Origin of the sequence: Neoasaia chiangmaiensis (genome assembly GCF_002005465.1) — a bacterium.
GTDB lineage: Bacteria > Pseudomonadota > Alphaproteobacteria > Acetobacterales > Acetobacteraceae > Neoasaia > Neoasaia chiangmaiensis.
In genome coordinates this window covers 886,896-911,090 of record NZ_CP014691.1, presented here as the reverse complement: position 1 = coordinate 911,090, position 24,195 = coordinate 886,896, and the positions used below count along the sequence as shown (strand labels likewise).

Here is a 24,195-nt window from a genome sequence, read left to right as displayed (position 1 = left end):
GGGCCGTCATGAATGAATCCGCCGATGTGTTTCACCCCGATGAAGCGCTCGAAAAAGCCGTTCGTGAGGATGTTGCCGCTTCCTTCGATCCGCAGGACATCCAGATTCCTGCGGAGTTGCGGCAGTGTGGTGCGGTGATCGACAAGGCGATCGGCTACCTGATCGAGAAGGACATGCCGCCGGAGATGATCGCTTCGGCGCTTCTGGGTGGTAGTCTGGGCATCCTGGCGCGAACGACGGACGCGCCGACGATGGTCAGGATGTTGCAGACGGCCATCGACAGTGTCCATGCTGGCGAACTGACGCTGCCTGATGGGGCCGATTCTCAAGATTGAGCCGGGAGGCCGCCGTTTCGGCTTGACGTGCGCGGGTCGGTCGGTCATAAGCCGCGCCTTAACGGATAGTCGTATGCCGGGCACTGTTCTCGGCGGATAAACCAGTTCCGAGGATTGATTCGATGTCTCGCCGCTGCCAAGTTACGGGCAAAGGCGTGCTGACCGGCAATAACGTCAGCCACGCCAATAACAAATCTCGTCGTCGCTTCCTGCCGAACCTGCAGGAAACCACGCTCCTGTCCGATATCCTGGGAACGGGCGTTCGCGTTCGTCTGACGACCCATGGTATTCGCACCGTCGAGCACAACGGTGGTCTGGATGCGTTCCTGCTGGGGACGCCGGACCGCAAGCTCCCGACGGAAGCGAAGGTTATCAAGCGCCGCATCCTGCGCGCTCAGGAAAGCAAGGCCGCCGCGCAGACGGCCTGATTATGCCCTCAAGGCGGGCGATGCCATGAAGCATGGCCCGCTTTTTTCGAGGCGTTCATAAAAGATTGGCTTTGAAAGCGTGGCGCTGGCAGCGTAGCTGACCGCCCCATTGCATCTGGCCCATTTGGTCGCTCAGCGCTGCTTCCGAACGATGTTTCGAAGTCGCTGCGACGGCCACGGCAAAGGTGTTTCAGTTCGTTCTGAGGCGCCTTCATCGTATTCTGGAGGTTATTCCGTGTCCGAGAGCAGCACCGTCGAAGCCGCCAAATCGGCTCTTTCGAAGATCCGTAATATCGGCATCACCGCCCATATCGATGCCGGCAAGACCACGACGACCGAGCGCATCCTGTATTATACGGGCATGTCGCATCGTATCGGCGAAGTGCACGATGGCAACACTACGACCGATTACATGGCGCAGGAGCGTGAGCGTGGCATCACGATCACCTCGGCGGCCGTGACGTGCGAATGGGAAAACCATCGCATCAACATCATCGACACGCCGGGCCACATCGACTTCAACATCGAAGTGAACCGCTCGCTGCGCGTGCTCGATGGCGCGATCTTCGTGATCGAAGGCGTGGCCGGCGTTCAGCCGCAGTCCGAGACGAACTGGCGTCTGGCGGATCGTTACAACGTTCCGCGCATCATCTTCATCAACAAGCTCGATCGCACGGGCGCCGACTTCTACTATGCGTTCAGCACGCTGAAGGAGAAGCTGGACATCGTGGCGATCCCGCTGCAACTCCCGATCGGCACCGAAGAAAATTTCGTCGGTGTGGTCGATCTGGTGGAGATGCGTGCGATCGTATGGGAAGGCGGCGAACTCGGCGCGAAGTTCCACTACGAAGAGATTCCTGCCGACCTGAAGGAAAAGGCTGCCGAAGCGCGCCAGAACCTGCTCGACACCGCTCTGGCGATGGACGATGCGGCGATGGAGGAATACTTCGAGAAGGGTGACGTCGACGTTGCGACCCTGAAGAAGTGCATCAAGAAGGGTGCGATTTCCGGCGAGTTCCGTCCCGTCATGTGCGGCACGGCTTTCAAGAACAAGGGCGTCCAGCCGCTGCTCGATGCGGTCATCGACTATCTGCCGGCTCCGGACGAGGTCGAAGGCATCCGCATCGCGCCGCCGGAAGACGAGGAAGTTGATGAAAACTTCCTTCCGATCGTGCCGGTTGATCCGGACGGCAAGTTCGCCGGTCTCGCGTTCAAGATCATCTCCGACAAGTACGGTACGCTGACCTTCGTGCGCGTCTATCGTGGCGTTCTGAACTCGGGCGATACGGTTCTGAACACGACGAAGGGCCACAAGGAACGCGTGGGCCGCATGTTCCAGATGCATGCCGACAAGCGCCAGGAAGTGAAATCCGTCGGCGCCGGTGACATCGCGGCGTTCGTCGGCCTGAAGGATACCGTCACGGGTGACACGCTGGCCGATGCCGCTGATCCGGTGGTGCTGGAGCGTATGCAGTTCCCGGTCCCGGTCATCGATATCTCCGTCGAGCCGAAGACCAAGGACGGCGTCGAGAAGATGACGCTGGCCCTGCAGAAGCTGGCGGCGGAAGATCCGTCACTGCAGCTGAAGACCGATCAGGAAACGGGTCAGACCATCCTGTCCGGCATGGGTGAGCTGCATCTGGACATCATCGTCGATCGTCTGCGCCGCGAATACGGCGTGGAAGCGAATGTCGGTGCGCCGCAGGTGGCCTATCGTGAGACGATCTCGCAGTCGCATACTGAAACCTATACCCACAAGAAGCAGTCGGGTGGTTCGGGTCAGTTCGCTGAAGTGAAGATCATGTTCGAGCCGGTCGAGCGGAACGAGAACATCCAGTTCGAGAACAAGGTTGTCGGTGGCACCGTGCCGAAGGAATACATTCCGGCGGTCGAAAAGGGTATCCGCAACCAGGCTTCGACGGGCGTGCTCGCAGGCTTCCCGACGGTGGACTTCAAGTTCACGCTGCTCGACGGCAAGTACCATGATGTCGACTCCTCGGCGCTGGCGTTCGAAATCGCCGCCAAGGCCTGCTTCCGTGAAGGCATGAAGAAGGCCGGTCCGGTCATCCTCGAGCCGATCATGGATGTGGAAATCACCACGCCAAACGATCACGTCGGTGATGTGGTGGGCGATCTCAACCGTCGTCGCGGCATCATCCAGAGCCAGGAAACCGCTGGTTCGACCGTGATGATCCGCTCGCAGGTGCCGCTGAAGGAAATGTTCGGCTACATCTCGCATCTGCGTTCGGCCACGAAGGGCCGCGCCTCTTTCACGATGCAGTTCCATCACTACGATCCGGTGCCGCGCAACGTGGCGGAGGAGATCATGGCCAAGTCGGCCTGATCTCTCTTATCCGGGCAAGAAAAAAGCCGGCTCCGCGAGGGGCCGGCTTTTTTTGTCCCGTTCTGTCTGAAAAGAGTCAGACCGTGTCGTTTCTGGCAAACATCCTGTAGATCGCCAGAAGGACGATTGCGCCGACGATGGACGCCAGAAATCCCGCAGGCTGACCGGGGCGATAGAAATGCAGGTGCTGTCCGGCCCATCCGGCCAGGACCGACCCGGCGATACCGAGAACAATGGTGATGATGAAGCCGCCAGGATCGCGGCCCGGCATCAGCAGTTTTGCGATCAGGCCAATGAAGAAGCCGACGATGAGGGTCCAGATAAGATGCACGATAGGTCCTTTCGGGAACGTTGACGATGCGAGATCGCCAACGAATTTCGGGGCTTACTGGTTGTCGGTGCGACGGATGAAATCGGCGACGTTGTCATGCAGCAACTGGAGAGCGGCCGGATCGACATAGACCATGTGGCCGGAACGATATTGTTTGTATTCGATATTTTTTTGCAGATCGTTTGAGATCGGCAAATGTTTCATTTCGTAAATGCCTTCGTAGAAGGGCGTTGCCAGATCGTAGTATCCCGCGTTGAGCATGACATGCAGGGTCGGATTGGTTTTCATGGCGTTCGCCAGATCCGGCATGACGTTGGCCCCGAGATCGGACATCCCAAGTCCTGGCTGGCGATGGCGCCAGTTCCAGTCCGCATTGATACCGCCGAGATAATGCTGTCCTTCGCCATAATGCAGGACGTTACGCACGTATTCGTTGAACGCTGAGATATAGGCTGAACTGAGTGCGGTGGATTGCGGGTCGTACCCCGCTTCCTCGCTCATCGGATCAAGCGCGGGGCCGGAGAAGCGGGTGTCCAGTCGACCGGTCGTCAGGCCTGTTGCCTCTTGCAACTGTTGCGTGAACTGTCCGCCGGTGATTCTCAGATCGTCGCGCAGGATATATTCGACGGGCAAGCCCGTATAGTCGTGAAGCCTGGCGGCGACCGCCTTGCGCTGTTCCTCCGGCAGGTCCGCACCCTGATGGAGGGCAGCGGCATAATCCGTCAGGGCGAAATGCTCGACTTCCTTGAGGAAGCCCGGCAGATCGGACGGCATGTTGGGCAGGAGCTTGTGATAATAGGCCGTGGCCGCATAGGTCGGCAGCGCGAGTTCATACGGTTCGTCTACGCCGGGATTGGCGTGCGGTCCATCCACGCTGTTGTCGTATGAGAAAATCTGCGACAGGAGGATGATACCGTTGAAGTCGATATTTTCCTGATCCTGCAGGTCGTTCACGACGACCGCGGAGCGCATCGTGCCGTAGCTTTCGCCAAACAGGTATTTTGGCGAATTGTAGCGATTATACTTGGCCAGAAACTGCGCGACGAAATTGGTGAAGGCGTGACCGTCCGCATCCACGCCGAAGAATGCCTTGTCATGATCGTGACCGCCGATCCGGCCGAAGCCTGTTCCCGGGGCGTCGATGAAGACCAGATCGGTGACGTCCAGCAGGGACTGGCCATTATTCACGAGCTTATAGGGTGCAGGGGGAAGATGCAGGTCGCCCGGCGTGTTGAGACGGACAGGGCCGAACGATCCCATATGCAGCCAGACCGTCGCCGAACCGGGGCCGCCGTTATAGACGAAGGTGATCGGGCGGTTGGCGGCGTGAACGCCCTGCTTGAAATAAGCGACGTAGAACATGGAGGCCACGGCGTCGTGCTGTTCGTCGCCACCGTTCTTGTCACTGCCGAATTTCTTGCCCGTGCGGGCTTCCAGAATGTCCTGTGAATCGTCGAAGCGGTTTTCATGGACGAGCAACGTGCCCGCGACGGCGCGGTAGGGAATGGACGCGCCGTTGATGGTGACGGAGCCGCTGCTCACCCCGTCGGCGGCTGCCGCAGGGGGCGTGGGTGCGGGAGTTGCCAATGCCTGCGTGGAAAAGGATGCAGCAGCGATGGTGGCAAGGAGGGCGTTTCGAAACAAAAGAAAGATCTCCGGATTGATATATTATATCTTCCGTCTTATCGCCGTTTCGCCAGCGATACCATCTTGCTTTTGCGTTTCGTCCGGATTTTGGATTCGTCAGGCGTTGGGCATCAGCCGATAGAGTGTGGTGGTGCGGCTGGTCCCGTCTTCCAGTTCGCGGGTGGTTGGCACATCGACCGTCATGAGAGGTGCCACGCCGGTTCTGGGTGCATAAGGACGGCCTGGATCGGCCATCCATACGTCGCAGCTTGCCGCGCATCGGCGCAGCCATGGCAGGAGCAGGTCGGCCATTGGCTGGTTGTAGCAGACATCGCCGCAGATCAGCAGATCGTAATCCGGCTGAAGCCCGACGATATCGCCCGGCCGCGTCTCGATGTCGACATCGTTCAGGGCGGCGTTCAGTCGGGTCGCCACGAGGGCGAGGCTGTCGATATCATTGGCGCAGACATGTGCGGCACCGGCGATAGCGCATGCAATGCCGGCCAGGCCGTTGCCGCAGGCGAAATCCAGCACGCGGCGTCCGTGGACCGTTTCGGGGTGATCGAGGACGTAGCGCGCAAGCACCTGGCTGCCGGGCCAGGCGAACGCCCAGAAGGGCGGCTCGACGCCGACCCGGGCAAGATGATCTTCCGTCGCCTGCCAGATCGGGGTGATCTCGGTTGCGAGGTGCACGCGGATTTCCGGCGTCAGGGGCGGTCGCTCGATGATGGTCGATCCTGTGACGAAATCGGCGGGATCGGTCATCATGTCGTGCCTGCGGCCAGCAGGAAAGCGAAAGCCAGCACCAGCGCAAACGGAACGTTGCGGCGGAACAGCGTCAGGCAGATGGCCGGATTATCCGGGCGCAGGGTGGCCACCTGCATCGCCAGCATTACGGCGGCGATGAGGGCGAACACCCAGAAAGCCTCGTTCAGGCCCGCCTGGGCCGCCGCAGCGCCGATCAGGAGGATCGCCAACGCATAGCAGATGCCGACGAAGGTCCGCGCATGCGCCGCCATCAGCCGGGACGTGGAGCGCACGCCGATGCGGGCGTCGTCTTCCATATCCTGAAAGCCGTAAATGGTGTCGAAGCCGAGTTGCCAGAGGATGGTGCCGCCATAAAGCAGCAGTCCGATCCGATCGAGACGTCCGGCCGCCGCTGCGTAGCCCATCGGCGCGCCGAAACCGAAGGTGAAACCCATGACGAGTTGCGGCCACCATGTCACGCGCTTGGCGAGCGGATAAAGCGCGACGAGCAGAAGCGCGACCGGCGCAAGCGCCCAGCAGAGCGGGGGGAGCGACAGGAGTATCGCCAGTCCGACCAGAAGCAGGGCGCCGAGGAACACAAAGGCGTTGAACAGGCTCAGCCTGCCGCTGGCCAGCGGACGCCCGGCGGTGCGGCTGACCTGGGCATCGATATCGCGATCCCACATGTCGTTGACCACGCATCCGGCGGCGCGCATGACCAGCGATCCGATGGCGAACAGGACGATCAGCGTTATGACGCGGGACACGTCATGGCCACCACCCAGCGCGATTCCCCACACGCCGGGCAGCAGCAACAGCCATGTGCCCACCGGCCGGTCGAGGCGCGCCAGCAACACGTAGGGCTGGATCGGCCCGGGCAGGCGCGCGACCCATCCGTCCGCGCGGATATCGGTATGCGGCGTGGCGGGATGCGGTGCGGCGGAAGGCAAAGCGCAGGTTCCTTGTATTGGCGTCAAGCGCCGTGATGTCGTCTGGTGCGACGCGCGTCAATCGGGCATGCGCATCGGGTTTTATATGATAGAACGCTGCCCTATGCAGGACAGCCCGCGACTTTTCATCGATTCAGCCACCATCGCGCCGCTTGCGGAAGGTACGACGCTGGACCTTGCGCCGGGACATGCCCGTTATCTCGGCACGGTCTTGCGTCTGGGCCCCGAGGCTCCGGTGCGGATATTCAACGAACGTGACGGCGAATGGTCGGGTGTCCTGACGGCCATACGCAAGGATCGTGGCACGCTGCGCGTGACGCATCAGACGCGCATGCCGATGGCGACGACGGGGCCGATATTGGTCTTCGCGCCGCTCAAGCGCGATGCGACGGATCTGGTCATACGGATGGGGACCGAACTGGGCGTGTCACGCTTCATGCCGGTGACGACGGCGCGGACGAATACGCATCGGGTCAATACGACGCGCTGGCATGCCATTGCCGTGGAGGCGGCCGAGCAATGCGAGCGGCTGGATGTGCCGGTCATCGATGAATTGCGCGCGTTGTCCGCAGTCGTCTCGGCATGGCCATCGGCGGGAACGTTGTATGCGGCCGTCGAGCGGCATCGCGTGGCGACTCCGACCGCCAGGCAGAGGCAGGTGGGCGGGGGCGATGGCCTGCTGATCGGGCCGGAAGGTGGGTTTTCGCCAGAAGAAACGCAGTGGCTGTTAACGCAGGATCGTATCGAGGCGTTATCCCTCGGGACGTTGATCCTGCGCGCCGATACCGCCGCATGTGCGGGGCTTGCGTATTTGACGCTTCATCGCGAAAGTTCGGTGGAGACCGAATGATGGTGCGAACCATGAATGGCGATACTGCTTTCGGGGCGATGCCTGCGGCAGGGATTGGGACACCCTTGCCCGATATGCTTTAGAAGAGTTTCGAGCCTTTCCGGAACGACGTCTGTCAGAGGTGTCTTTCGATTTTTTTATAAGCGGAATATTACGCTGGGCTTCCGGGCCGTAGCGGCCGCTAGAGCAAGGACCGCGCAGCGCCTCATGTCCAATCCTGGTGAATCCAACGACACGCCTATCGTCGGCAAGGCGCAGATGATCGACGCGCTGGCACGCGGGTGCAAACCGCCCGAAGCCTGGCGGATTGGAACGGAGCACGAGAAATTCGGTTTCGTGCGGCCGGAGACGGCTGCCGGACGCACGCCATTCTCCGCGCCACCTTATGCGCCGCAAGGCATCGAAGCGCTGTTGCAGACGCTGGGCAACGATAAGGCGTCGTGGGAAGCCATTGAGGATCGCGGCAAGCTCATTGGCCTCAAGGGGCAGGGGCGCGAAAAAGGGCAGTCGATTTCTCTGGAGCCAGCCGGTCAGTTCGAGCTTTCCGGCGGTCCGCTGGCCGACCTGCACGGCACATGGCAGGAAATGACGGCGCATTTCGAGACCATTCGCGCGCCTTCGGCCGCTCTGGGGCTGGGTTTTGCGCCGCTCGGTTTCCAGCCGCTGTGGTCGCGGGACCAGATGCCGATCATGCCCAAGAGCCGCTATGCGATCATGCGGCGATACATGCCGCTTGTCGGCACGTTGGGTCTGGACATGATGACGCGCACCTGCACGGTGCAGGTCAATCTCGATTTCGGTTCCGAGATCGACATGGTGCGCAAGATGCGCGTCTCCCTGGCGTTGCAGCCGCTTGCCACGGCGCTGTTTGCCAATTCGCCTTTCTACGAGGGAAAACCGAACGGCTTCCTGTCCAATCGCGCCCGGATCTGGACAGATACGGACAATGCGCGCAGTGGCATGCCCGAATGCGTCTTCCGGCCGGATTTCGGTTTCGAGGCATACGTGGACTGGGCGCTGGACGTTCCGATGTATTTCGTCATGCGCGACGGGGAGATTCGCGACGTCGCAGGTGCATCGTTCCGGGACTGGCTTGACGGCCGACCGGCAGCGGAACTGACGGGTCTGACGCCCACGATCGGTGATTTCGAGGACCATCTGACGACGGTGTTCCCCGATGTGCGGCTTAAGCAGTTCCTTGAGATGCGCGGCGCGGATGCCGGCTCCCAGGCCATGATGGTGGCGCAGTCCGCGCTTTGGGTCGGGTTGCTGTATGATGAGCCGACATTGATGGCGGCGGAGGCACTGGTGCGCGAGCAGCCGTGGTCCGTCTATCGGGCGCTTCGGGCGGATGTCCCCGCCCTGGCGATGGACGCGCCTTTCCCGGGAACGTTGCGCGCGCTCGCAAAGCGGGTGGTGGCGCTGGCCGGGCAGGGGCTGAAGGCGCGTGGACTGGGCGAAGAGAAATATCTCGTGCCAATCGGTGAGATCGCCGATGGCGGGCCGACGCAGGCCGAACGCTGGCTGTCGCTCTACAATGGCCCCTGGAACGGCGACGTGCGACCGATCTTCGAGGCGGCCGCGGTCTGAGCATGCCGTATCTGGATGACCTGACCGAGCGCGAGATTCTGGCGCTGGCGATCGCCAATGAGGAAGAAGACGGTCGTCTTTATGCCGATTTCGCGCAGATGATCGTCGAGAACTACGCCGATAGCGCGGCGATCTTCATCGAGATGGCGCGGGAGGAGGACGAGCATCGGCGTTATCTTCTCGACCTCTATGCGCGCCGCTTTGGCAGCCATATTCCGTTGGTGCGCCGTCAGGACGTCAAGGGTTTTCCAAGCCGCCTGCCGGCATGGCGTATGAAATCCATGGGCATAGAGGCGATTCGCGGTCAGGCGGAAGAGATGGAGCGCGATGCGGCGCGGTTCTATCGCGAAGCGGCCAATCGATCGACGGATGCCGAGACGCGCAAGCTGCTCGGCGATCTGGCGGCCATCGAGGACCGCCATGTCCATCAGGCGCAGAATATCCGCCGCGATCTTCTGAGCGACGATAAGCGGGCGCAGGAAGACGAGGGCGCGCGGCGGCGATTCGTCCTCCAGATTGTCCAGCCGGGTCTGGTCGGCCTGATGGACGGGTCCGTTTCCACGCTGGCACCCGTCTTCGCCGCCGCGTTCGCCACGCATAATACGTGGAACGCCTTTCTCGTGGGGTTGGCGGCTTCGGTCGGCGCGGGGATATCCATGGGGTTTGCCGAGGCGCTGGCCGATGATGGCCGCCTTTCGGGGCGCGGGACGCCGTTATTGCGCGGCCTGATCTGCGGCCTGATGACGATGGGTGGCGGAATTGGTCACACGCTGCCGTTCCTTGTGCCGGATTTTCATGCGGCTTTCGCGCTGGCTGTAATCGTGGTCGTTGTCGAATTGATGGCGATCTCCTGGATCCGGTGGCGTTATCAGGACACGCCCTTCGGCAGCGCGGTGGCGCAGATCGTTCTGGGTGGTGCGCTGGTATTCGGCGCAGGTGTTTTGATCGGTCAGGGATAGGTTTTGAGAGACGTGTCGATAAGAAAAATTGTCAGGGTTTGCTGGTGTGCCGGTATCGCGATCATGCCTTTGGCAGCGCAGGCACAGACAGCATCCTCCGCGCATCTTCTCCCGGCGGATCAGGGGTGGATCGCGCGCGTGCAGGATACGCTTGCCGGGATTCATGCCCTTCAGGCCCGCTTCCAGCAGATTGCGCCGGATGGCAAACGCAGCACGGGCACTGCCTATCTCGATCGGCCGGGGCGGATGCGCTTCGACTACGACAAGCCGAGCGGTCTGCTGCTGGTCGCCAATAATGGGCAGATCGTCTATCAGGATCGCGATATTGGACAGGTGACGACGATCCCGGTGGAGCGCACGCCGCTCGGTCTGTTGCTGCGGCCCGATTTGCAGCTTTCCGGCGATGTGACCGTGACCGGATTCCAGCATGTCGGTCATAGTTTGCAGGTGACCGTGGTGCGAACGGCGACACCTTCCGAGGGCAGTCTGACGCTGATCCTGAACGATCAGCCCCTAGCGTTGCGCTCATGGGTCGTGCGGGACGCCCAGGGGCGGGACACGCAGATCGACCTGTTTGATACGCGGACGCCGCCGAGCTTGCCGGACAGTCTGTTCGTCCTGCCCAAGGATGATGGCTAGGCTTTCTTCGCCAGTTCGAGGGCGCGGGCATAGACCGTGCGTCGTGGCAGGTTGATGAAGCCTGCCACCAGTGTTGCCGCGTCCTTGACGGAATGCGTGGCAAGCGCCTGGCGAAGGTGATCGTCGAGATCGGCCGCGCCGTTATCGTCCTCGGCTGGCGGGCCCAGCAGCAGCGTGATTTCACCGCGCGGGGCCGTGGTGGAGAAATGAGAACGTAGCGCCGGGATATTGCCCCGGACCATCTCTTCGAAGCGCTTTGTCAGTTCGCGGCCGACAGCGGCATCCCGAGCCGTGCCGAAGACGGCTTCGAGGTCTTCCAGCGTGTCTTGCAGGCGGTGCGGTGCTTCATACCAGATCAGCGTCGCGTGCAGACCGGCCTGTTCCGCCGCGCGCAGGGTCGCAAAATTCTCGCGGCGTGCCTGGGAGCGTGGCGGTGGGAAGCCGAGAAACATATAAGGCTGCGGCGGAAGGCCGGAGAGGGTCAAGGCAAGTGCCGCGGCGTTGGGGCCGGGGACGCCGGAGACGGGAATATTCTCGGCGATGGCGGCGCGTGCCAGCCGATATCCTGGATCGGACAGCATGGGCGTGCCGGCGTCGGAGACGGCGGCGATGCGCGCTCCATCATGAAGGCGGCCAAGCAGAAACGGAATCCGTTCCTGTTCGTTATGATCGTGCAGCGTTTGCGTCGACGTGGTGATTCCGTAGGCCTGGAGCAGCTTGCCGGTGACGCGCGTATCCTCGCAGAGCAGGATATCGGCGTTACGGAGGGTTGCCAGGGCACGTTCGGAAATGTCGCCGAGATTGCCGATCGGTGTTGCGACGAAGACGAGGCTGCCGGAGGCAGTCGCCGGACGTGTGGATTTATCGTATGCGGGATGGGCATCCCGCTCGGGGGGTAAGGAATTTGGAGTATGAGCAGACGATGATTGGCCGGACATTCGGACCCCCTGGACACGGCGATGTCATCTCCTTGCGCAGGACTGCGGGTTCGCGCAAGGGCATTGCGGTCGCGTTCGGCGCGGCGTTGTGCCTTTCCGCCTGCTCACAGACGGGCACGCCGTCCGCGACAGGGGGCGGTGGCGTCCCCGCCTCAACGTCTCCGACCGCGGCCGGTGAGCCTGTGCGGATCGGTATGCTTCTGCCGCTGACGGGCCGAAACATGCGTCTCGGCCAGCAGATGGCCAATGCGGCGCAACTGGCTGTTCCGACCGGTCATGGCGCGGTGCTGGATGTGCGTGACAGTGACGGCGCGGAAGGTGTCGCGGCTGCGGCGCGTGCGGCAATCGGCAATGGCGACAGGATTCTGCTGGGGCCGCTGACAGCCGGGCAAACCGGCGAGGTGGCGGGGCTGAGCACGGCGGCGGGAATTCCGGAACTGGCGTTCACGAGCGATGCTGAACGTGGCCGCTCCGGCGTCTGGGTCATGGGGCTGACGGTGGATCAGCAGGTGGTTCGACTGGTGAGTGCCGCGCATGCGCAGGGGCGCCAGCACTTCGCGGCGTTTTTGCCGGATAGCCCGTTGGGACACGTCATGGCGCAACGCCTGAACGAGGCATGCGCGGCAAATGGCCTGAGCGCACCGAATATTGCTTTCCATGGCAGCGATCTGCAGAGCATTGCCGATGGCCTGAAGACGCTGTCCGCGTTTGATGATCGGCAGAAGCAGGTCTCCGCCGCGGCAACGACGCCGACGCCCGCTGCGCCGGATGCGGTCAATCCGGTCTCGCCGGACACGAACCCGCCAGCAAATCCGGGCGCTCCCCCGGCAACGCCACCGGCTAATGCGACGCCGGGGCCTTTCCCGGCACCACCGTTTGATGCGTTGCTGCTTGGTGACACGGGCTTGCAGTTGGCGAACGTCATCAACGGGCTGAAAGCCAACAGGATCGACCCGTCTCAGGTCCGGATTCTGGGACCGGCGCTTTGGGAAGCCTTCGCCAGCAAGCTTGGCGCCCTGCACGGCGCCTGGTTCGCGGCGCCGGATTCAGCGACACGCCATGGGTTCGTCCAGCAGTACCGCCAACACTACGGTACAGCGCCCACGCCACTGGCGGATATCGCTTACGATACGGCGGCGATGGCCGGCGCGCTTGCACGGCAGCCGGACGGCCTGACGGAAACGTCGTTGATGCGCCCGGACGGCTTTGCCGGCGTGGATGGGGTTTTCGCGCTGAGAAGCGGCGGCAAGGTCACGCGTGCGCTGGCGATCTTCGAGATCGGCCAGAATGGGGGAGCGACGATCGTTCAGCCTGCGCCGAAGACGCTGACCCAGACACCGAGCTGACCAATAAAGAAACGGGCGACGTTCACAACGTCGCCCGTCTAGAAGACCGTCATCAGGCGGCAGCGGTCTTCTTGAGCGGCAGCACAGGGCGGATGGTATGCAGGGCCTGTTCGAACGTCGCATAGATGCCGAGCGTGTGCTCGCGCAACTGGTCGATCAGCACCCAACGCATGCCTTTTGGGCGGATCATGTATGCCGGGTCTGGATTTTCCCGCACCCAGATCAATACATGTGCCACCGCTTCGAACTGTCCCGGCAACTGGTCCAGCGTGATGTCCGCATCGCAGATGCCCATCCGCTGTCCGGCTTCGAGCCACTGCGACAGATGTTCCCGATGACGAGGCAGCAGCCCCAGCCGAAGCGGAACGACATTACACCCGATGTGAGGGCTGAATTCTTTTGAGGCAGGAAGCGACTGGTTCACGGGGTCGGGTCCTTATGGAGCGGCTGTTAAGCTCACGCTAACCAAGCGGACCGGCGCACGACAATCTTAAATTGCGCAATCATTGTCTATAGAGTCACAAAACGTCGGGCATGTGGCAAAAAAGCAATGCTAAGTTACGACATCGCTCCTATGTCGAAAATGCAATGGTGCAGCTTCAGCCCTGCATATGCATGCACCGCTGCGTCATGTGCGCTGGCCGGGTTTCGGCATGAGGTCCTTCGGCCAGCGCCGATGAAGCCATAGCCACGCGCCGGGATCGCAGCGTATGGCACTTTCGATCCGGTCGTTGAGGGCCTGTGTCACACGCGCGATGTCCGACTGCCGGTCGGCGGTCGCCTCGATCGTCAGCATGGGCTCCACGACCAGTTCCAGGCGCGCGGGCCCGAGGCGCCGCACATAGCCGGTGATGACGGGGCATTGGTAACGCAGTGCGAAAGTCGCCGCGGCCGAGGCGGTCATGGCGCGCAGGCCGAAGAATTCCGCTTCGATGCCGTCATTCATTTTCTGATCGGCCAGAATGCCCAGATGGCCGCCCTTGGCGAGATGTCGCAAAGCCTGGCGTGCGCCTTGCGCACCTTTGGGGAAATTGGGCAGCGCCATTTTCATGGCGTCCTGACGCAGCGAGCGGATCAGCCCATCGATCAGGGGATTGCCGGCGGCGCGGTAGAAGGATGCGAAGGGCAGTCCGTATCGCGCCACCGCCAGCGGCATGATTTCCCAATTGCCGATATGGCCGGAAACGAAGATCACCGGGCCGCCACGTTCGGCGGCCTCTTTCAGGATGTGGCTGTTGCGCACCGACCATCCCGGACCTTTCGGCGTATTCTCCCGAAGCGCGCCGAGATGCGGAAATTCGGCGACGGTGCGCCCCAGATTTTCCCACGCCGCGGCGATGACGCCTCGCCGTTGCACGCGGTTCAGTTGTGGCAGGGCAAGGCGGAGATTGGCGTCCGCGACGCGGGAGACCGGCAGCAAGGGGCCGATGGCGCGTGTGACAGTGCCGCCGATGGTGGATGCGCGATCCGGCGAGACACGGCGGATGCCGAAGATCAGAGTATGCGCCAGCAGAAATTCCGCGCGATGGAGAAAGCGGCGAACACGCGTCATGCGGCGGCGTTCTCGATCCAGAGACGGTTCAGCAATTCCTCCGGCGCGCCCGGATCGCTCCAGAGAAGTTCGATATTGATGACGGTGACCTGCTGGCGCAGCCATGCGGGCAATTTCACGGCATCCTTGGCGGTCGTGACCAGGGTGACGCCTTCCTGCAGGCGTAATCTTGCCAGACGCTTCAGGTCCCGCTCGCCGTAGCGATGGTGATCCGGGAAGGACAGGCAGCGGAGGGGCTGGATGCCGGCCTCCGTCAAGGTGTCGAAAAACTTGGTGGGGCGGGCGATACCGGCGAACGCGATGACCCGGCGGCCCTGTAGTCGGCGAATCTCCGGTCCCGGGACCAGCCGCGCCACGGCATAGGGAATCTGGGCGGGCAGATTGTCCCGAAGCCGCGTGTCATCGCGTCCGATCATGACGATGGCGTCCGCCCGGGAGAGCCCGGCGGCAACGGGTTCGCGCAGCGGGCCGGCTGGAAAGAGCTTTCCGTTGCCGAAGCCGGTCGCGCCATCCACGGTGACGATGCGCATGTCCTGATGGAGTGTGTGGTTTTGCAATCCGTCGTCGAGAATCAGGCAGTCGGCACCGGCGGCGACGGCCTCCTGCGCGGTGGCGGCGCGATCGCGTCCGACCCATGTGGGCGCGACCTGGGCCAGCAGCAACGGTTCGTCCCCGACCGTCTCGGCGTCATGCAGGATGCCGTCCACCCGCAGGGGGCCGCGGGTCGTGCCGCCATAGCCGCGCGTCAGGAAATGCGGTCGGTGTCCCTGTGCCTTGAGGCGGCGGCCGAGATCAAGCGCCAGCGTTGTCTTGCCTGCACCGCCCATCGTCAGATTGCCGCAACACAATACCGGCACGCCGGCCAGAACGGGTGCGGCCCGCCGGGCACGCCACAGGCCGATACCTTGCGTGATGGACGACAGGGGCGTCAGCAGGCGGGCGCGCAGGCTCGTCCTGTCCTGTGTCCAGAATTCCGGCGGGTTGATCCTCATTGCGGCAACATCGCAACGATCCGTGTCAGGAGTGGGGCAGGGACAGTATCCGGCGTATCGATTCGCGTGGCGGCTTCGGCTGTCAGTCTCTCGCGGCGCGCCGGGTCGGCGAGAAGCGCGCAACCCCAATCGGCTAGCGTCGAACTGTCCTTGACGATGGCGATGCAGCCTTCAAGACGCGCGAAGGCGGGTTTGAAATTGTCGACGTATGGACCGCTCGCCAACGGGGTGTGGAGGCGGACCGCCTCGAACGGATTGTGTCCGCCACCAGGTGCCGCCAGCGAATTGCCGATCCAGGCGACGGTGGCGAGACGGTAGAAGAGGCCGAGTTCGCCGAGGGTGTCCGCGATCCAGAAGCTGTCCGTCGCGGTCGGAGCCTGTGCCAGCGCGCGGCGAGGTGCATGGCCAAGTCGGGCCGCGATATCCGTTCCCCGCACGGGATGACGGGGCACGATGATACAGAGCAGGTCCGGATACGATCGACGCATGCGCCCGGCGGCGTCCGCGATGATTTCGTCTTCGCCCGGATGTGTGGCCGCCGCGAGGAAGACGGGACGCCCGCCCAGCTGTCGTTTCAAGCCCGCCAGGACGCCCTTGTCGACCGGCGGGGGTGGCGCGCTCTGCTTCAGGTCGCCGAACGTATGGCATGTTGGCACGCCGAGCGCCTGAAAGCGGCGGGCGTCCTCCGCGCTTCTTGCGGCAACGAAGTCGAGCCGTGCGAACATGGTGCCGCCTAGCAAACGGAAGCGACGCCACTGCCGCCACGAACGATCGGACAGGCGAGCGTTGATGACCGCGATCGGGATGCCGCGACGGAAACAGGCGGCGATCATGCCCGGCCAGAGTTCGCTTTCGACCAGCAGCGCGGCATCGGGTCGCCACTGCGCAAGGAAACGGCGGTTCCAGCGCGGGATGTCGTATGGCGTGAACTGATGCAGGATACGCGTGGCGGACGATGCCGATGATGACAGGCGGTGGGCCTCGACGATCTGCGCGCCTGTCACTGTTGCCGTCGTGACGAGCACATTCAGATCGGGCTTTTGGTCGAGCAGCGCGTCGATGAGCGGAAGAGCGGAGCGGCATTCCCCGACACTTGCGGCATGAAACCAGAGCAGGGTGCCCGCGGGTCTTTTCGCGCGTGACAGGCCCATGCGTTCACGCAGTCGGCCGCGGATTTCCCGTCCGCGCGCCAGCCGGATGCGAAGCATGACGATGACGAGTGGCCGGAGGATGTTGCCGAGCGCGGCCCAGAGCCGGTCGGCCGTCGTGGCGCGGACCAGCGACAGGCGCCGCTCTGCCGCCCGGGCGGCATCATTCAGCGCCTTCGCCAATGCTTCCGACGTGGTTTCCGCATCCAAGGGGGCACCCAGCACCAACTCCCCGCGACCGAAAGGCAACGGTACGGCCAGCCGGTCCCATGATGGAAGATGGAACGCATCGCAGGCGGCGCCGACAGGAACGATGGTTCGTCCGGTCACGCGTGCAAGCCGCAGGACGCCCGGCTGGATGACGCCGACCGGGCCGCGTGGTCCGTCAGGCGTAATGGCAAGATGCGACCCGGCGCGCAAAGCCGAGATCGCCTCACGGAAGGCGTGAGCACCTCCCTTGTCTTTCCCCTTGCGATTGGCGGAACCGGCGATGCCGATGATACCCCAGGGCGCAACGGTGTCGTTGATCAGGCGCCCGTCGCGGTTGCGGCTGATCAGCACGCGCAAACGCAGGTGATTACGGCCACGGAGCGTCAGGAGCCACAAGGCGGGAAGTTGCAGCAGCGCACGATGCCAGAATGCGACGATGGCCCCTGGAGGTGCACTTCCGGTCTGATGCAGGAGGGCGGCGGCACGCCGATTCCCGGTGATGTTCCATCGCGAGGTGCCGAGTGCCAGGCTGAGATAGGCGCGGCCGATACGGCTGAGTGCGCTCTTGCGCGGTGATCGAGCGTCAGACGTGGGAGGCGGTTTCAAGGCGGGCAACGTGGATCGGGAACCATGGTGCGCCGGTAGCATGGTGCTTCCGGCAAGGCAAAGGAAGCGAATGATCGACAATTCCTGTCCCCGGGCATTCGCGAGCCCGGGGACGGGTCGTCAACGGCTCATCAGCACGCTGATCGTGGACTTTTCGAGCACGTGGCGGGTGACGCCGCCGATAATCATCTGGCGTAGGCGGGAATGGGAATAGGCGCCCATGGCCAGCATATCCGCGCCGAGGTCGTAGCAGGCTTCCATCATGCCGGCGCCGACATCCCTGTCCTTGGACTGAAAGGTGCGGACAGAGGCTTCCACGCCATGCAGGCTGAGATAGGCGAGCACCTTTTCAGCCTCCGGTCCCCGACGATGATATTCCGGACTGGTCAGGACCTGCACCGTTTCGGCGTGACGTGCCCAGGGCAACACGCTGCGCAGGGCAGCGGCGGCTTCGGCGGTGCCGTTCCAGGCGATGCAGATGCGGCGCCCGAAATGCACAGGCGGCTTGGGGGGAGCGATGACCAGCGGACGGCCACTGTCGAACAGGACGGCGTGCAGTGTCTCGGAGGCGCGTGCATCGTCGTTCTTGGCGAGATGCGGCATCAGCGTCATGTCGGCCAGGCGCGCACGCCAGGTGACGGCCTCGTGTTCCGAGCCGGTGAGGGTCTCCAGACTCGCGCTGACCTGCCCGTTAGGCGGCAGGTCGCTTGGCAGGGCGTTACGGCGATTGGCGACGTTATGCTCGCGGACGAAGTTGTCGAACTTGAGGTGGACCTGAAGCAGTCTGCGTTGGGATTCGTGCTCCGCGGCCGCCATCATCTCGTTGATCATGGAGCCGGAGAGACCTTCGCCAGCCAGCGCCGCCGTCTCGTTCGGGTCGTCGCCGATCGTGACGGCCGAGAGATGGGCCTTGAAATGCTTGGCGTAGAGGAGGCCGAGCTGAAGGGCGGCGTCGATATCGCCGTTGCCGTTCAGCGGGAGGAGAATGTTTCGGATGTCGTTCAACATGATGGGGCCTTCGTTACGACGATATATGGCCTGAAACGCAACAAGCGGCCGAAAGATGATGAAGCATTATCATGGGTACAGGCGCGTGACATCCCACCCTGTGGCATGGCGGGTCCAGGTTGCACGGTCATGCATGCGATAGGGACGGTCCTGCCAGAATTCGATCGCGTCGGGCCGGAGGCGGAATCCGGACCAGTTGGCCGGTCGTGGGATGTCCCCGTCGCCATAGCGGGCCGTCGCTTCGGCGATCCGCCGCTCGAAGGTCTCGCGGTTGTCCAGCGGACGGGACTGGTCCGATGCGATGGCGCCGAGACGGGAATTGCGGCTCCGGCTCTCGAAGTAGCGGTCCGCTTCCGCATCCGAGACCGGCGTCACCGGTCCTTCGATGCGGATTTGCCGACGCAGGGATTTCCAGTGGAAAAGCAGGGCCGCCTGCGGATTCTCGCGCAATTCGATACCCTTGCGACTATCGAGATTGGTATAGAAGACGAATCCGTCGCGATCGGCGCCTTTCAGCAGGATCATGCGCACCGACGGGCGGCCGTCCGGGGTGGCGGTTGCGATGGCCATGGCATTCGGGTCGTTGGGCTCGCTGGCCTCGGCTTCCTGCATCCACGCATGGAAAAGCGCGAACGGATCAGCGTTCAGATCGAGGAGGGCCGGGGTGTTGTCGTCGGTCAAGACTGCGATCTCCTGCGCGGTGTCATCCTGTTTACGTCGGATCATAAGGCTGCGTATTGCATGCGCGAAAGCGCCTAACGTTTATACGCGCTCTTGTTTGCGAAGCGCGCTTATGCGACGACCACCTCACGTTTCACTTTCGTTGCCAAATTTGTCATTCGACGGGAAATCATTACATGTCCAGCTCGCTCTCCGAACAACCTCAAGGCACGCTGATGGCGGGAAAGAGGGGCCTCGTGATGGGCGTCGCCAACGACCGCTCCATCGCCTGGGCCATTGCCAGCGCCTGTGCCGCACAGGGCGCGGAACTGGCTTTCACGTATCAGGGTGAGGCGCTGGGCAAGCGCGTGCGACCGTTGGCGTCCAGCATCGGATCCGAACTGGTCCTGCCGTGTGACGTCAGCGACGACGCCGCCATCGACGCCACCTTCGACGAGATCGAGCGTATCTGGGGCAAGATCGACTTTGTCGTGCATGCCATCGGCTGGGCCGACAAGCAGTATCTGCGCGGGCGCTATGTCGACACGCCGCGCGATGCCTTTCTGCAGGCGATGGACATTTCCTGCTTCTCGTTCACGGCAGTCGCCAGACGTGCCGCGGCGCTGATGAAGGAAGGTGGTTCACTCCTGACGCTGTCCTATCTGGGTGCCGAGCGTGTCATGCCGCATTATAACGTCATGGGCGTGGCGAAAGCGGCGCTGGAGGCCTCGGTGCGTTACATGGCCGCCGATCTGGGGCGCGACAATATCCGCGTAAATGCGATTTCGGCCGGCCCGATCATGACGCTGGCGGCCAATGGCATCGGCGATTTCCGTTATATTCTGCGGTGGAACCAGTTGAATGCGCCGATGGAGCGCAACGTCACGCTGAAGGATGTCGGCGGATCGGGCATGTACTTCCTTTCCGACCTGTCCTCCGGCGTGACGGGTGAAGTGCATCATGTCGATTGCGGTTACCACATGGTCGGCATGAAGAACCCGTCCGCGCCGGACATCGCCGTCGTATCGTCCGGCGACTGAGATGTCGCACAACAGCTTCGGTCATCTTTTCCGTGTAACGACCTGGGGGGAGAGCCACGGCCCGGCGATCGGCTGTATCGTCGATGGCTGCCCCCCCGGCATTGCGCTGACCGAAGCCGATATCCAGCCCTGGCTTGATCGACGCAAGCCGGGACAATCGAAATTCACGACCCAGCGTCGGGAAGCGGACGAGGTCCGCATCCTGTCCGGTGTGTTCGAAGGCCGTACGACCGGCACGCCGATCGCGCTGGAAATCCAGAACACCGATCAGCGCTCGAAAGATTATTCGGACATCGCCACGCGCTATCGGCCCGGCCACGCCGACGTGACGTATGACATGAAGTATGGGCATCGCGACTATCGGGGCGGCGGGCGCTCATCCGCGCGGGAGACGGCCAGTCGCGTTGCCGCGGGCGCGGTTGCGCGACGGGTTCTTGCGGCATTGAGTGAGGAGCGGATCGTCATCCGTGCCGCGCTGTCGCGTATCGGCGCGCTTGGCGTGGATCGCGATCGCTGGGACTGGGCCGAGACGTTGCGGAACCCGCTGTTCTGTCCGGACGCCGCGACCCTTCCGGCCTGGGAGGCGCTGCTTGGCGAGATTCGCAAAGCGGGCTCATCCATCGGCGCGGTGGTGGATGTCGTGGCGGAGGGTGCGCCGGGCGGGCTGGGTGCGCCGATCTACGGCAAGCTGGATGCGGATATCGCGGCGGCGATGATGAGCATCAATGGCGTCAAGGGTGTCGAGATCGGCGACGGGTTTGAGGTTGCATCACTTCGTGGCGAGCAGAACGGCGATCCGATGCGGATGGAGGACGGCCGTATCGCCTTCGAGAGCAACCATGCCGGCGGTATTCTGGGCGGGATCTCGACCGGACAGCCAATCGTGGCGCGGTTCGCGATCAAGCCGACCAGTTCGATTCTCGTGCCGGTACCGTCGGTCAATCGTGACGGAGAGGAGATCGACGTCGTGACCAGGGGCCGCCACGATCCCTGTATCGGGATTCGGGCGGCACCGGTGGCGGAAGCGATGATGGCCTGCGTGCTGGCGGATCACTGGTTGCGCCATCGCGGCCAGGTCGGCGGCGCATGAACTTTCGGGCCGGGTGGCGCGCAGGCCAGCCCGTCACCTGAGCCGACGATCCCGTTGTGATCGGGAGGGTGCGATGGCGTTTTCCCGTCGCATGGAAGATCGCGATGGCTGCTGCCGTTCCGCTGAAGCGCGACACCGAAATTGGAACGGCGGGACAAAAGAGTCGGGACCCTATCCGCCCCGCATGAACGCCACCTGAGACGCGCCTGATACGGGTCTTATCCCGTGATTAATGCCTCGCTCCGACATCCTTCCTCCGGTCGCCTGACGCGACACCGTATAGCCCACCTCGATACCCTCGATCTCATCGAACGTCTCGCACCTCCGGCAATCATTCAGCGACAGCACAAAGCGCCCCCGGATTGAACGGCTCGCCATTGATCGAGAAGCGGCACGGAGTGCCGGTCGGTGAGTCGTTCAGGTTTCCCCCCAGGGCCCTGCCGGTCATGTCTGGCTGATGGCAATACAAAAGGCGGCGAGACGATGAGTTGCGCGGGCGCTTCGGAAAACTTCGATAGCAATGGCAACGATTCTAATTGTTTTAGTGATATAGTGATGTATAACACCAAAGCCGACAGAAGGCGGATGTCGATTCTTCCGGGGTAAGCAGCGGAATTTGGGCAATGGGTGACACAATGGTCTTAAAATCGGGACGCGGAGAGCTGAGATGGAACGATCATGGAACGATCACCAGCCGATCTATCGCCAGTTGCGCGATCGGGTGGCGGCTATGATTCTGGACAGGACATTGTCCGAGGGAGAGTTGCTGCCTTCGGTCCGGCAGGTGGCGACGGATTATCGGATCAACCCGCTGACCGTCATGCGCGCCTATCAGGAACTGTCCGACGAGGGGCTGGTCGATAAGCGGCGCGGCATCGGCATGTATGTGACCCATGGCGCGGCGGCATTACTGCTTCAGCGCGAGCGGGACAGTTTCCTGAAAGAACAGTGGCCGGAAATTCTGAAGACGATCCGTCGGCTGGGTCTATCGGTGCGCGATCTACCCGATGATGGGGAGAATGGTTGATGATTATCGAAGCGAAGGGCCTGCGGAAGGCCTATCGGCATAAGGTCGCGGTCGATGGGATCGACCTGCGTATCGAAGCAGGGCGCATTGTCGGGCTGATCGGACCGAATGGGGCCGGCAAGACCACGACGCTGGAAGCGATTCTGGGGCTGGTTTCCTATGAGGGCGACCTGCGCGTGTTGGGGCTTGACCCCTGGACCGCGCGTGAGACGCTGATGCGCGAAGTCTGCTTCATTGCCGACGTGGCGCTGTTGCCGCGCTGGATGAAGGTTCGTCAGGCGCTGGATTATGTCGAAGGGGTGCATCCGCGCTTCGACCGGGCAAAGGCCGAACAATTCCTGTCCAAAACGGACATCCAGCATAAATCGCGGGTGCGTGAGCTGTCGAAGGGGATGACGGCGCAGTTGCATCTTGCGCTGATCATGGCGATCGACGCGAAGCTTCTGGTGCTGGACGAGCCGACATTGGGGCTCGACATCATCTATCGTCGCGAATTCTATATTTCGCTTCTGAATGACTATTTCGACCATAACCGGACAATTCTCGTCACCACGCATCAGGTCGAGGAAATTCAGGATATCCTGACGGACGTGATCTTCATCGACCGTGGCCGGATTGCCCTCAGCGCGTCGATGGACGATGTGCAGCGACGGTTCGTCGAACTGATGGCGCGCCCCGACTGCCTGGAGGCGGCGCGGGCCCTGCGACCGATGCACGAATATCTGGTGATGGGACGTAGCGTCATGCTGTTCGATGGTGTCGAGCGTGCGGCGCTGGAAGGTCTGGGTGACGCGCGCACGCCCGGTCTGGCGGATATTTTTCTGGTGCTGATGGGACGCGATCGCCGCGTGGCGGGACAGGGAGAGGCGGCATGAACAGGAATATCGCGGGCGATCCCCCGAAGGGCTATGGCTGGGCGAGACTGCTTTACTGGTCCGTGCAGCGCGAATTATGGGAAAACCGCTCCGTCATTGCCGCACCGGTCGGCGTGGCCGTGGTGATCATCGTTGCATTGACGGTCGGGGCATGGCGACTGCATGGGGCGACAGTGGGCGCCGGGTTGAAGCATACAGAGTTGAGCGAACTGTTCTCGGCGATGGAGGATGTCATCGGCGCTCTGGTAACGCTGGCAGCACTTGTCATCGGCATCTTCTATGCCAGCGGGGCGCTCTACAATGAGCGGCGCGACCGAACCATCCTGTTCTGGAAGTCCCTTCCTGTCTCGAATATCGTGACCGTCGTCGCCAAGGCGGCTGTGCCGCTTGTCGTGCTGCCGCTTATCGCGGCGATCGCCACGCTGGCCGCGCAGATCGTGTTCATTGGCTTGGTCGAGCTTTATCTGATCGCAAAGGGGCTTAGCCTGGGTCTGCTCTGGCAGCATGATAGCGAGTGGGCGCATCTGAGACGGCTGGCGATTAATATTGTGGTTTTGTCGCTCTGGAGTGCGCCGATTTATGCCTGGTTGCTGCTGGTCTCGGGCTGGGCGCGTCGGGCACCGTTCCTCTGGGCTTTCGGCTTGCCCGTTGGTGCGATGATCTTCGAGCGTCTGGCGTTCGGGAGCAACCATGTCGGCCAGATCTTTATGCGTCATTTGCTGGGCGGTCTGGGACAGATATCCGTGAAGGCCTGTGCCCAGGGCGAAAACTGCAGTGAAAGTGCATTGAAGATACCGTTCGATCAGACGCAGCTTTGGGCTGGCGTGGCCGTCGCGGTCATTCTGATCTCGGTGGCGATCCTGCAGCGACGCCGCGCAGCATGGCTTTGAGAGGGCAGGGGCCT

Annotated in this window: 24 protein-coding genes; 13 read left to right on the top strand and 11 right to left on the bottom strand. The window is 62.7% G+C overall.

Annotated elements, in window-relative coordinates; translation table 11 throughout:
• Positions 1-8 precede the first annotated feature (8 nt).
• The 3 genes from A0U93_RS04290 (at position 9) to fusA (ending at position 3,107) form a co-directional block, all read left to right on the top strand.
• Positions 9-335 carry a hypothetical protein gene (locus tag A0U93_RS04290; protein WP_245825097.1) on the top strand — a complete coding sequence of 109 codons (327 nt, stop codon included), beginning with the start codon at positions 9-11 and terminating at the stop codon, positions 333-335.
• Positions 336-457: 122 nt separating this feature from the next.
• Positions 458-763, top strand: a complete 306-nt coding sequence (gene rpmB, locus A0U93_RS04285; protein WP_077806254.1) for a 50S ribosomal protein L28 — start codon at positions 458-460, stop codon at positions 761-763.
• A 235-nt stretch (positions 764-998) separates the two neighbouring features.
• Complete coding sequence (fusA, locus tag A0U93_RS04280; protein WP_077806253.1) at positions 999-3,107, top strand: elongation factor G; 2,109 nt, start codon at positions 999-1,001, stop codon at positions 3,105-3,107.
• Between the two features lie 76 nt (positions 3,108-3,183).
• Here the strand turns inward: fusA and A0U93_RS04275 are convergent, their stop codons facing one another.
• The 4 genes from A0U93_RS04275 to ubiA form a co-directional block, all read right to left on the bottom strand.
• Positions 3,184-3,438 carry a GlsB/YeaQ/YmgE family stress response membrane protein gene (locus tag A0U93_RS04275; RefSeq protein ID WP_077806252.1) on the bottom strand — a complete coding sequence of 85 codons (255 nt, stop codon included), beginning with the start codon at positions 3,436-3,438 and terminating at the stop codon, positions 3,184-3,186.
• Between the two features lie 54 nt (positions 3,439-3,492).
• Complete coding sequence (locus A0U93_RS04270) at positions 3,493-5,082, bottom strand: S10 family peptidase (RefSeq protein WP_077806251.1); 1,590 nt, start codon at positions 5,080-5,082, stop codon at positions 3,493-3,495.
• Between the two features lie 99 nt (positions 5,083-5,181).
• Positions 5,182-5,829, bottom strand: a complete 648-nt coding sequence (locus A0U93_RS04265) for a class I SAM-dependent methyltransferase (RefSeq protein WP_077806250.1) — start codon at positions 5,827-5,829, stop codon at positions 5,182-5,184.
• Positions 5,829-6,761 (bottom strand): 4-hydroxybenzoate octaprenyltransferase, encoded by a 933-nt coding sequence (ubiA, locus tag A0U93_RS04260; protein ID WP_077806249.1) that lies wholly within the window; start codon positions 6,759-6,761, stop codon positions 5,829-5,831. The genes A0U93_RS04265 and ubiA overlap by 1 nt, the downstream gene beginning before the upstream one ends.
• 103 nt (positions 6,762-6,864) lie before the next feature.
• Here ubiA and A0U93_RS04255 point away from each other — a divergent pair, with 103 nt between their 5' ends.
• From A0U93_RS04255 to A0U93_RS04240, 4 genes are all read left to right on the top strand, one after another.
• Positions 6,865-7,611, top strand: coding sequence for a 16S rRNA (uracil(1498)-N(3))-methyltransferase (locus A0U93_RS04255; protein WP_077806248.1), 747 nt, complete (start codon positions 6,865-6,867; stop codon positions 7,609-7,611).
• A gap of 207 nt (positions 7,612-7,818) precedes the next feature.
• The gene (locus tag A0U93_RS04250; protein ID WP_077806247.1) at positions 7,819-9,201 is read left to right on the top strand and encodes a glutamate--cysteine ligase; all 1,383 of its coding nucleotides are present in this window, start codon (positions 7,819-7,821) and stop codon (positions 9,199-9,201) included.
• A gap of 2 nt (positions 9,202-9,203) precedes the next feature.
• A complete protein-coding gene (gene mbfA / locus A0U93_RS04245) occupies positions 9,204-10,160 on the top strand; it encodes an iron exporter MbfA (RefSeq protein WP_077806246.1) in 957 nt (318 codons plus the stop codon).
• 63 nt (positions 10,161-10,223) lie between these two features.
• On the top strand, positions 10,224-10,799 hold the full coding sequence (locus tag A0U93_RS04240) for a LolA family protein (protein WP_077806245.1): 576 nt from the start codon (positions 10,224-10,226) through the stop codon (positions 10,797-10,799).
• On the opposite strand, the gene rsmI is transcribed toward A0U93_RS04240, so the two are convergent.
• On the bottom strand, positions 10,796-11,737 hold the full coding sequence (gene rsmI / locus A0U93_RS04235; protein ID WP_077808326.1) for a 16S rRNA (cytidine(1402)-2'-O)-methyltransferase: 942 nt from the start codon (positions 11,735-11,737) through the stop codon (positions 10,796-10,798). The genes A0U93_RS04240 and rsmI overlap by 4 nt on opposite strands.
• 32 nt (positions 11,738-11,769) lie before the next feature.
• Here rsmI and A0U93_RS04230 point away from each other — a divergent pair, with 32 nt between their 5' ends.
• Positions 11,770-13,083 carry a penicillin-binding protein activator gene (locus A0U93_RS04230; protein ID WP_245825095.1) on the top strand — a complete coding sequence of 438 codons (1,314 nt, stop codon included), beginning with the start codon at positions 11,770-11,772 and terminating at the stop codon, positions 13,081-13,083.
• A gap of 52 nt (positions 13,084-13,135) precedes the next feature.
• On the opposite strand, the gene A0U93_RS04225 is transcribed toward A0U93_RS04230, so the two are convergent.
• The 6 genes from A0U93_RS04225 to pdxH all read right to left on the bottom strand — a co-directional run bounded on the left by A0U93_RS04225 (position 13,136) and on the right by pdxH (position 19,325).
• Entirely contained in the window at positions 13,136-13,507 is a 372-nt protein-coding gene (locus A0U93_RS04225) for a hypothetical protein (RefSeq protein ID WP_077806243.1), read from the bottom strand.
• Positions 13,508-13,711: 204 nt separating this feature from the next.
• Positions 13,712-14,635 carry a lysophospholipid acyltransferase family protein gene (locus tag A0U93_RS04220; RefSeq protein WP_077806242.1) on the bottom strand — a complete coding sequence of 308 codons (924 nt, stop codon included), beginning with the start codon at positions 14,633-14,635 and terminating at the stop codon, positions 13,712-13,714.
• Entirely contained in the window at positions 14,632-15,621 is a 990-nt protein-coding gene (gene lpxK, locus A0U93_RS04215) for a tetraacyldisaccharide 4'-kinase (protein WP_371862862.1), read from the bottom strand. Before lpxK ends, A0U93_RS04220 begins: the two co-directional genes overlap by 4 nt.
• 2 nt (positions 15,622-15,623) lie before the next feature.
• On the bottom strand, positions 15,624-17,591 hold the full coding sequence (locus tag A0U93_RS04210) for a glycosyltransferase N-terminal domain-containing protein (protein WP_245825093.1): 1,968 nt from the start codon (positions 17,589-17,591) through the stop codon (positions 15,624-15,626).
• Between the two features lie 120 nt (positions 17,592-17,711).
• A complete protein-coding gene (locus A0U93_RS04205) occupies positions 17,712-18,599 on the bottom strand; it encodes a universal stress protein (RefSeq protein ID WP_077806240.1) in 888 nt (295 codons plus the stop codon).
• Positions 18,600-18,668: 69 nt separating this feature from the next.
• Positions 18,669-19,325, bottom strand: coding sequence for a pyridoxamine 5'-phosphate oxidase (pdxH, locus tag A0U93_RS04200; protein WP_077806239.1), 657 nt, complete (start codon positions 19,323-19,325; stop codon positions 18,669-18,671).
• A gap of 131 nt (positions 19,326-19,456) precedes the next feature.
• Here pdxH and fabI point away from each other — a divergent pair, with 131 nt between their 5' ends.
• The 5 genes from fabI to A0U93_RS04175 all read left to right on the top strand — a co-directional run bounded on the left by fabI (position 19,457) and on the right by A0U93_RS04175 (position 24,181).
• Positions 19,457-20,299 (top strand): enoyl-ACP reductase FabI, encoded by an 843-nt coding sequence (gene fabI / locus A0U93_RS04195; RefSeq protein ID WP_077806238.1) that lies wholly within the window; start codon positions 19,457-19,459, stop codon positions 20,297-20,299.
• A 1-nt stretch (position 20,300) separates the two neighbouring features.
• Entirely contained in the window at positions 20,301-21,389 is a 1,089-nt protein-coding gene (gene aroC, locus A0U93_RS04190; RefSeq protein WP_077806237.1) for a chorismate synthase, read from the top strand.
• 667 nt (positions 21,390-22,056) lie between these two features.
• On the top strand, positions 22,057-22,416 hold the full coding sequence (locus A0U93_RS04185; protein ID WP_077806236.1) for a GntR family transcriptional regulator: 360 nt from the start codon (positions 22,057-22,059) through the stop codon (positions 22,414-22,416).
• On the top strand, positions 22,416-23,291 hold the full coding sequence (locus A0U93_RS04180) for an ABC transporter ATP-binding protein (protein WP_077806235.1): 876 nt from the start codon (positions 22,416-22,418) through the stop codon (positions 23,289-23,291). The genes A0U93_RS04185 and A0U93_RS04180 overlap by 1 nt, the downstream gene beginning before the upstream one ends.
• Positions 23,288-24,181, top strand: coding sequence for a hypothetical protein (locus tag A0U93_RS04175; RefSeq protein ID WP_077806234.1), 894 nt, complete (start codon positions 23,288-23,290; stop codon positions 24,179-24,181). Before A0U93_RS04180 ends, A0U93_RS04175 begins: the two co-directional genes overlap by 4 nt.
• Positions 24,182-24,195 lie beyond the last annotated feature (14 nt).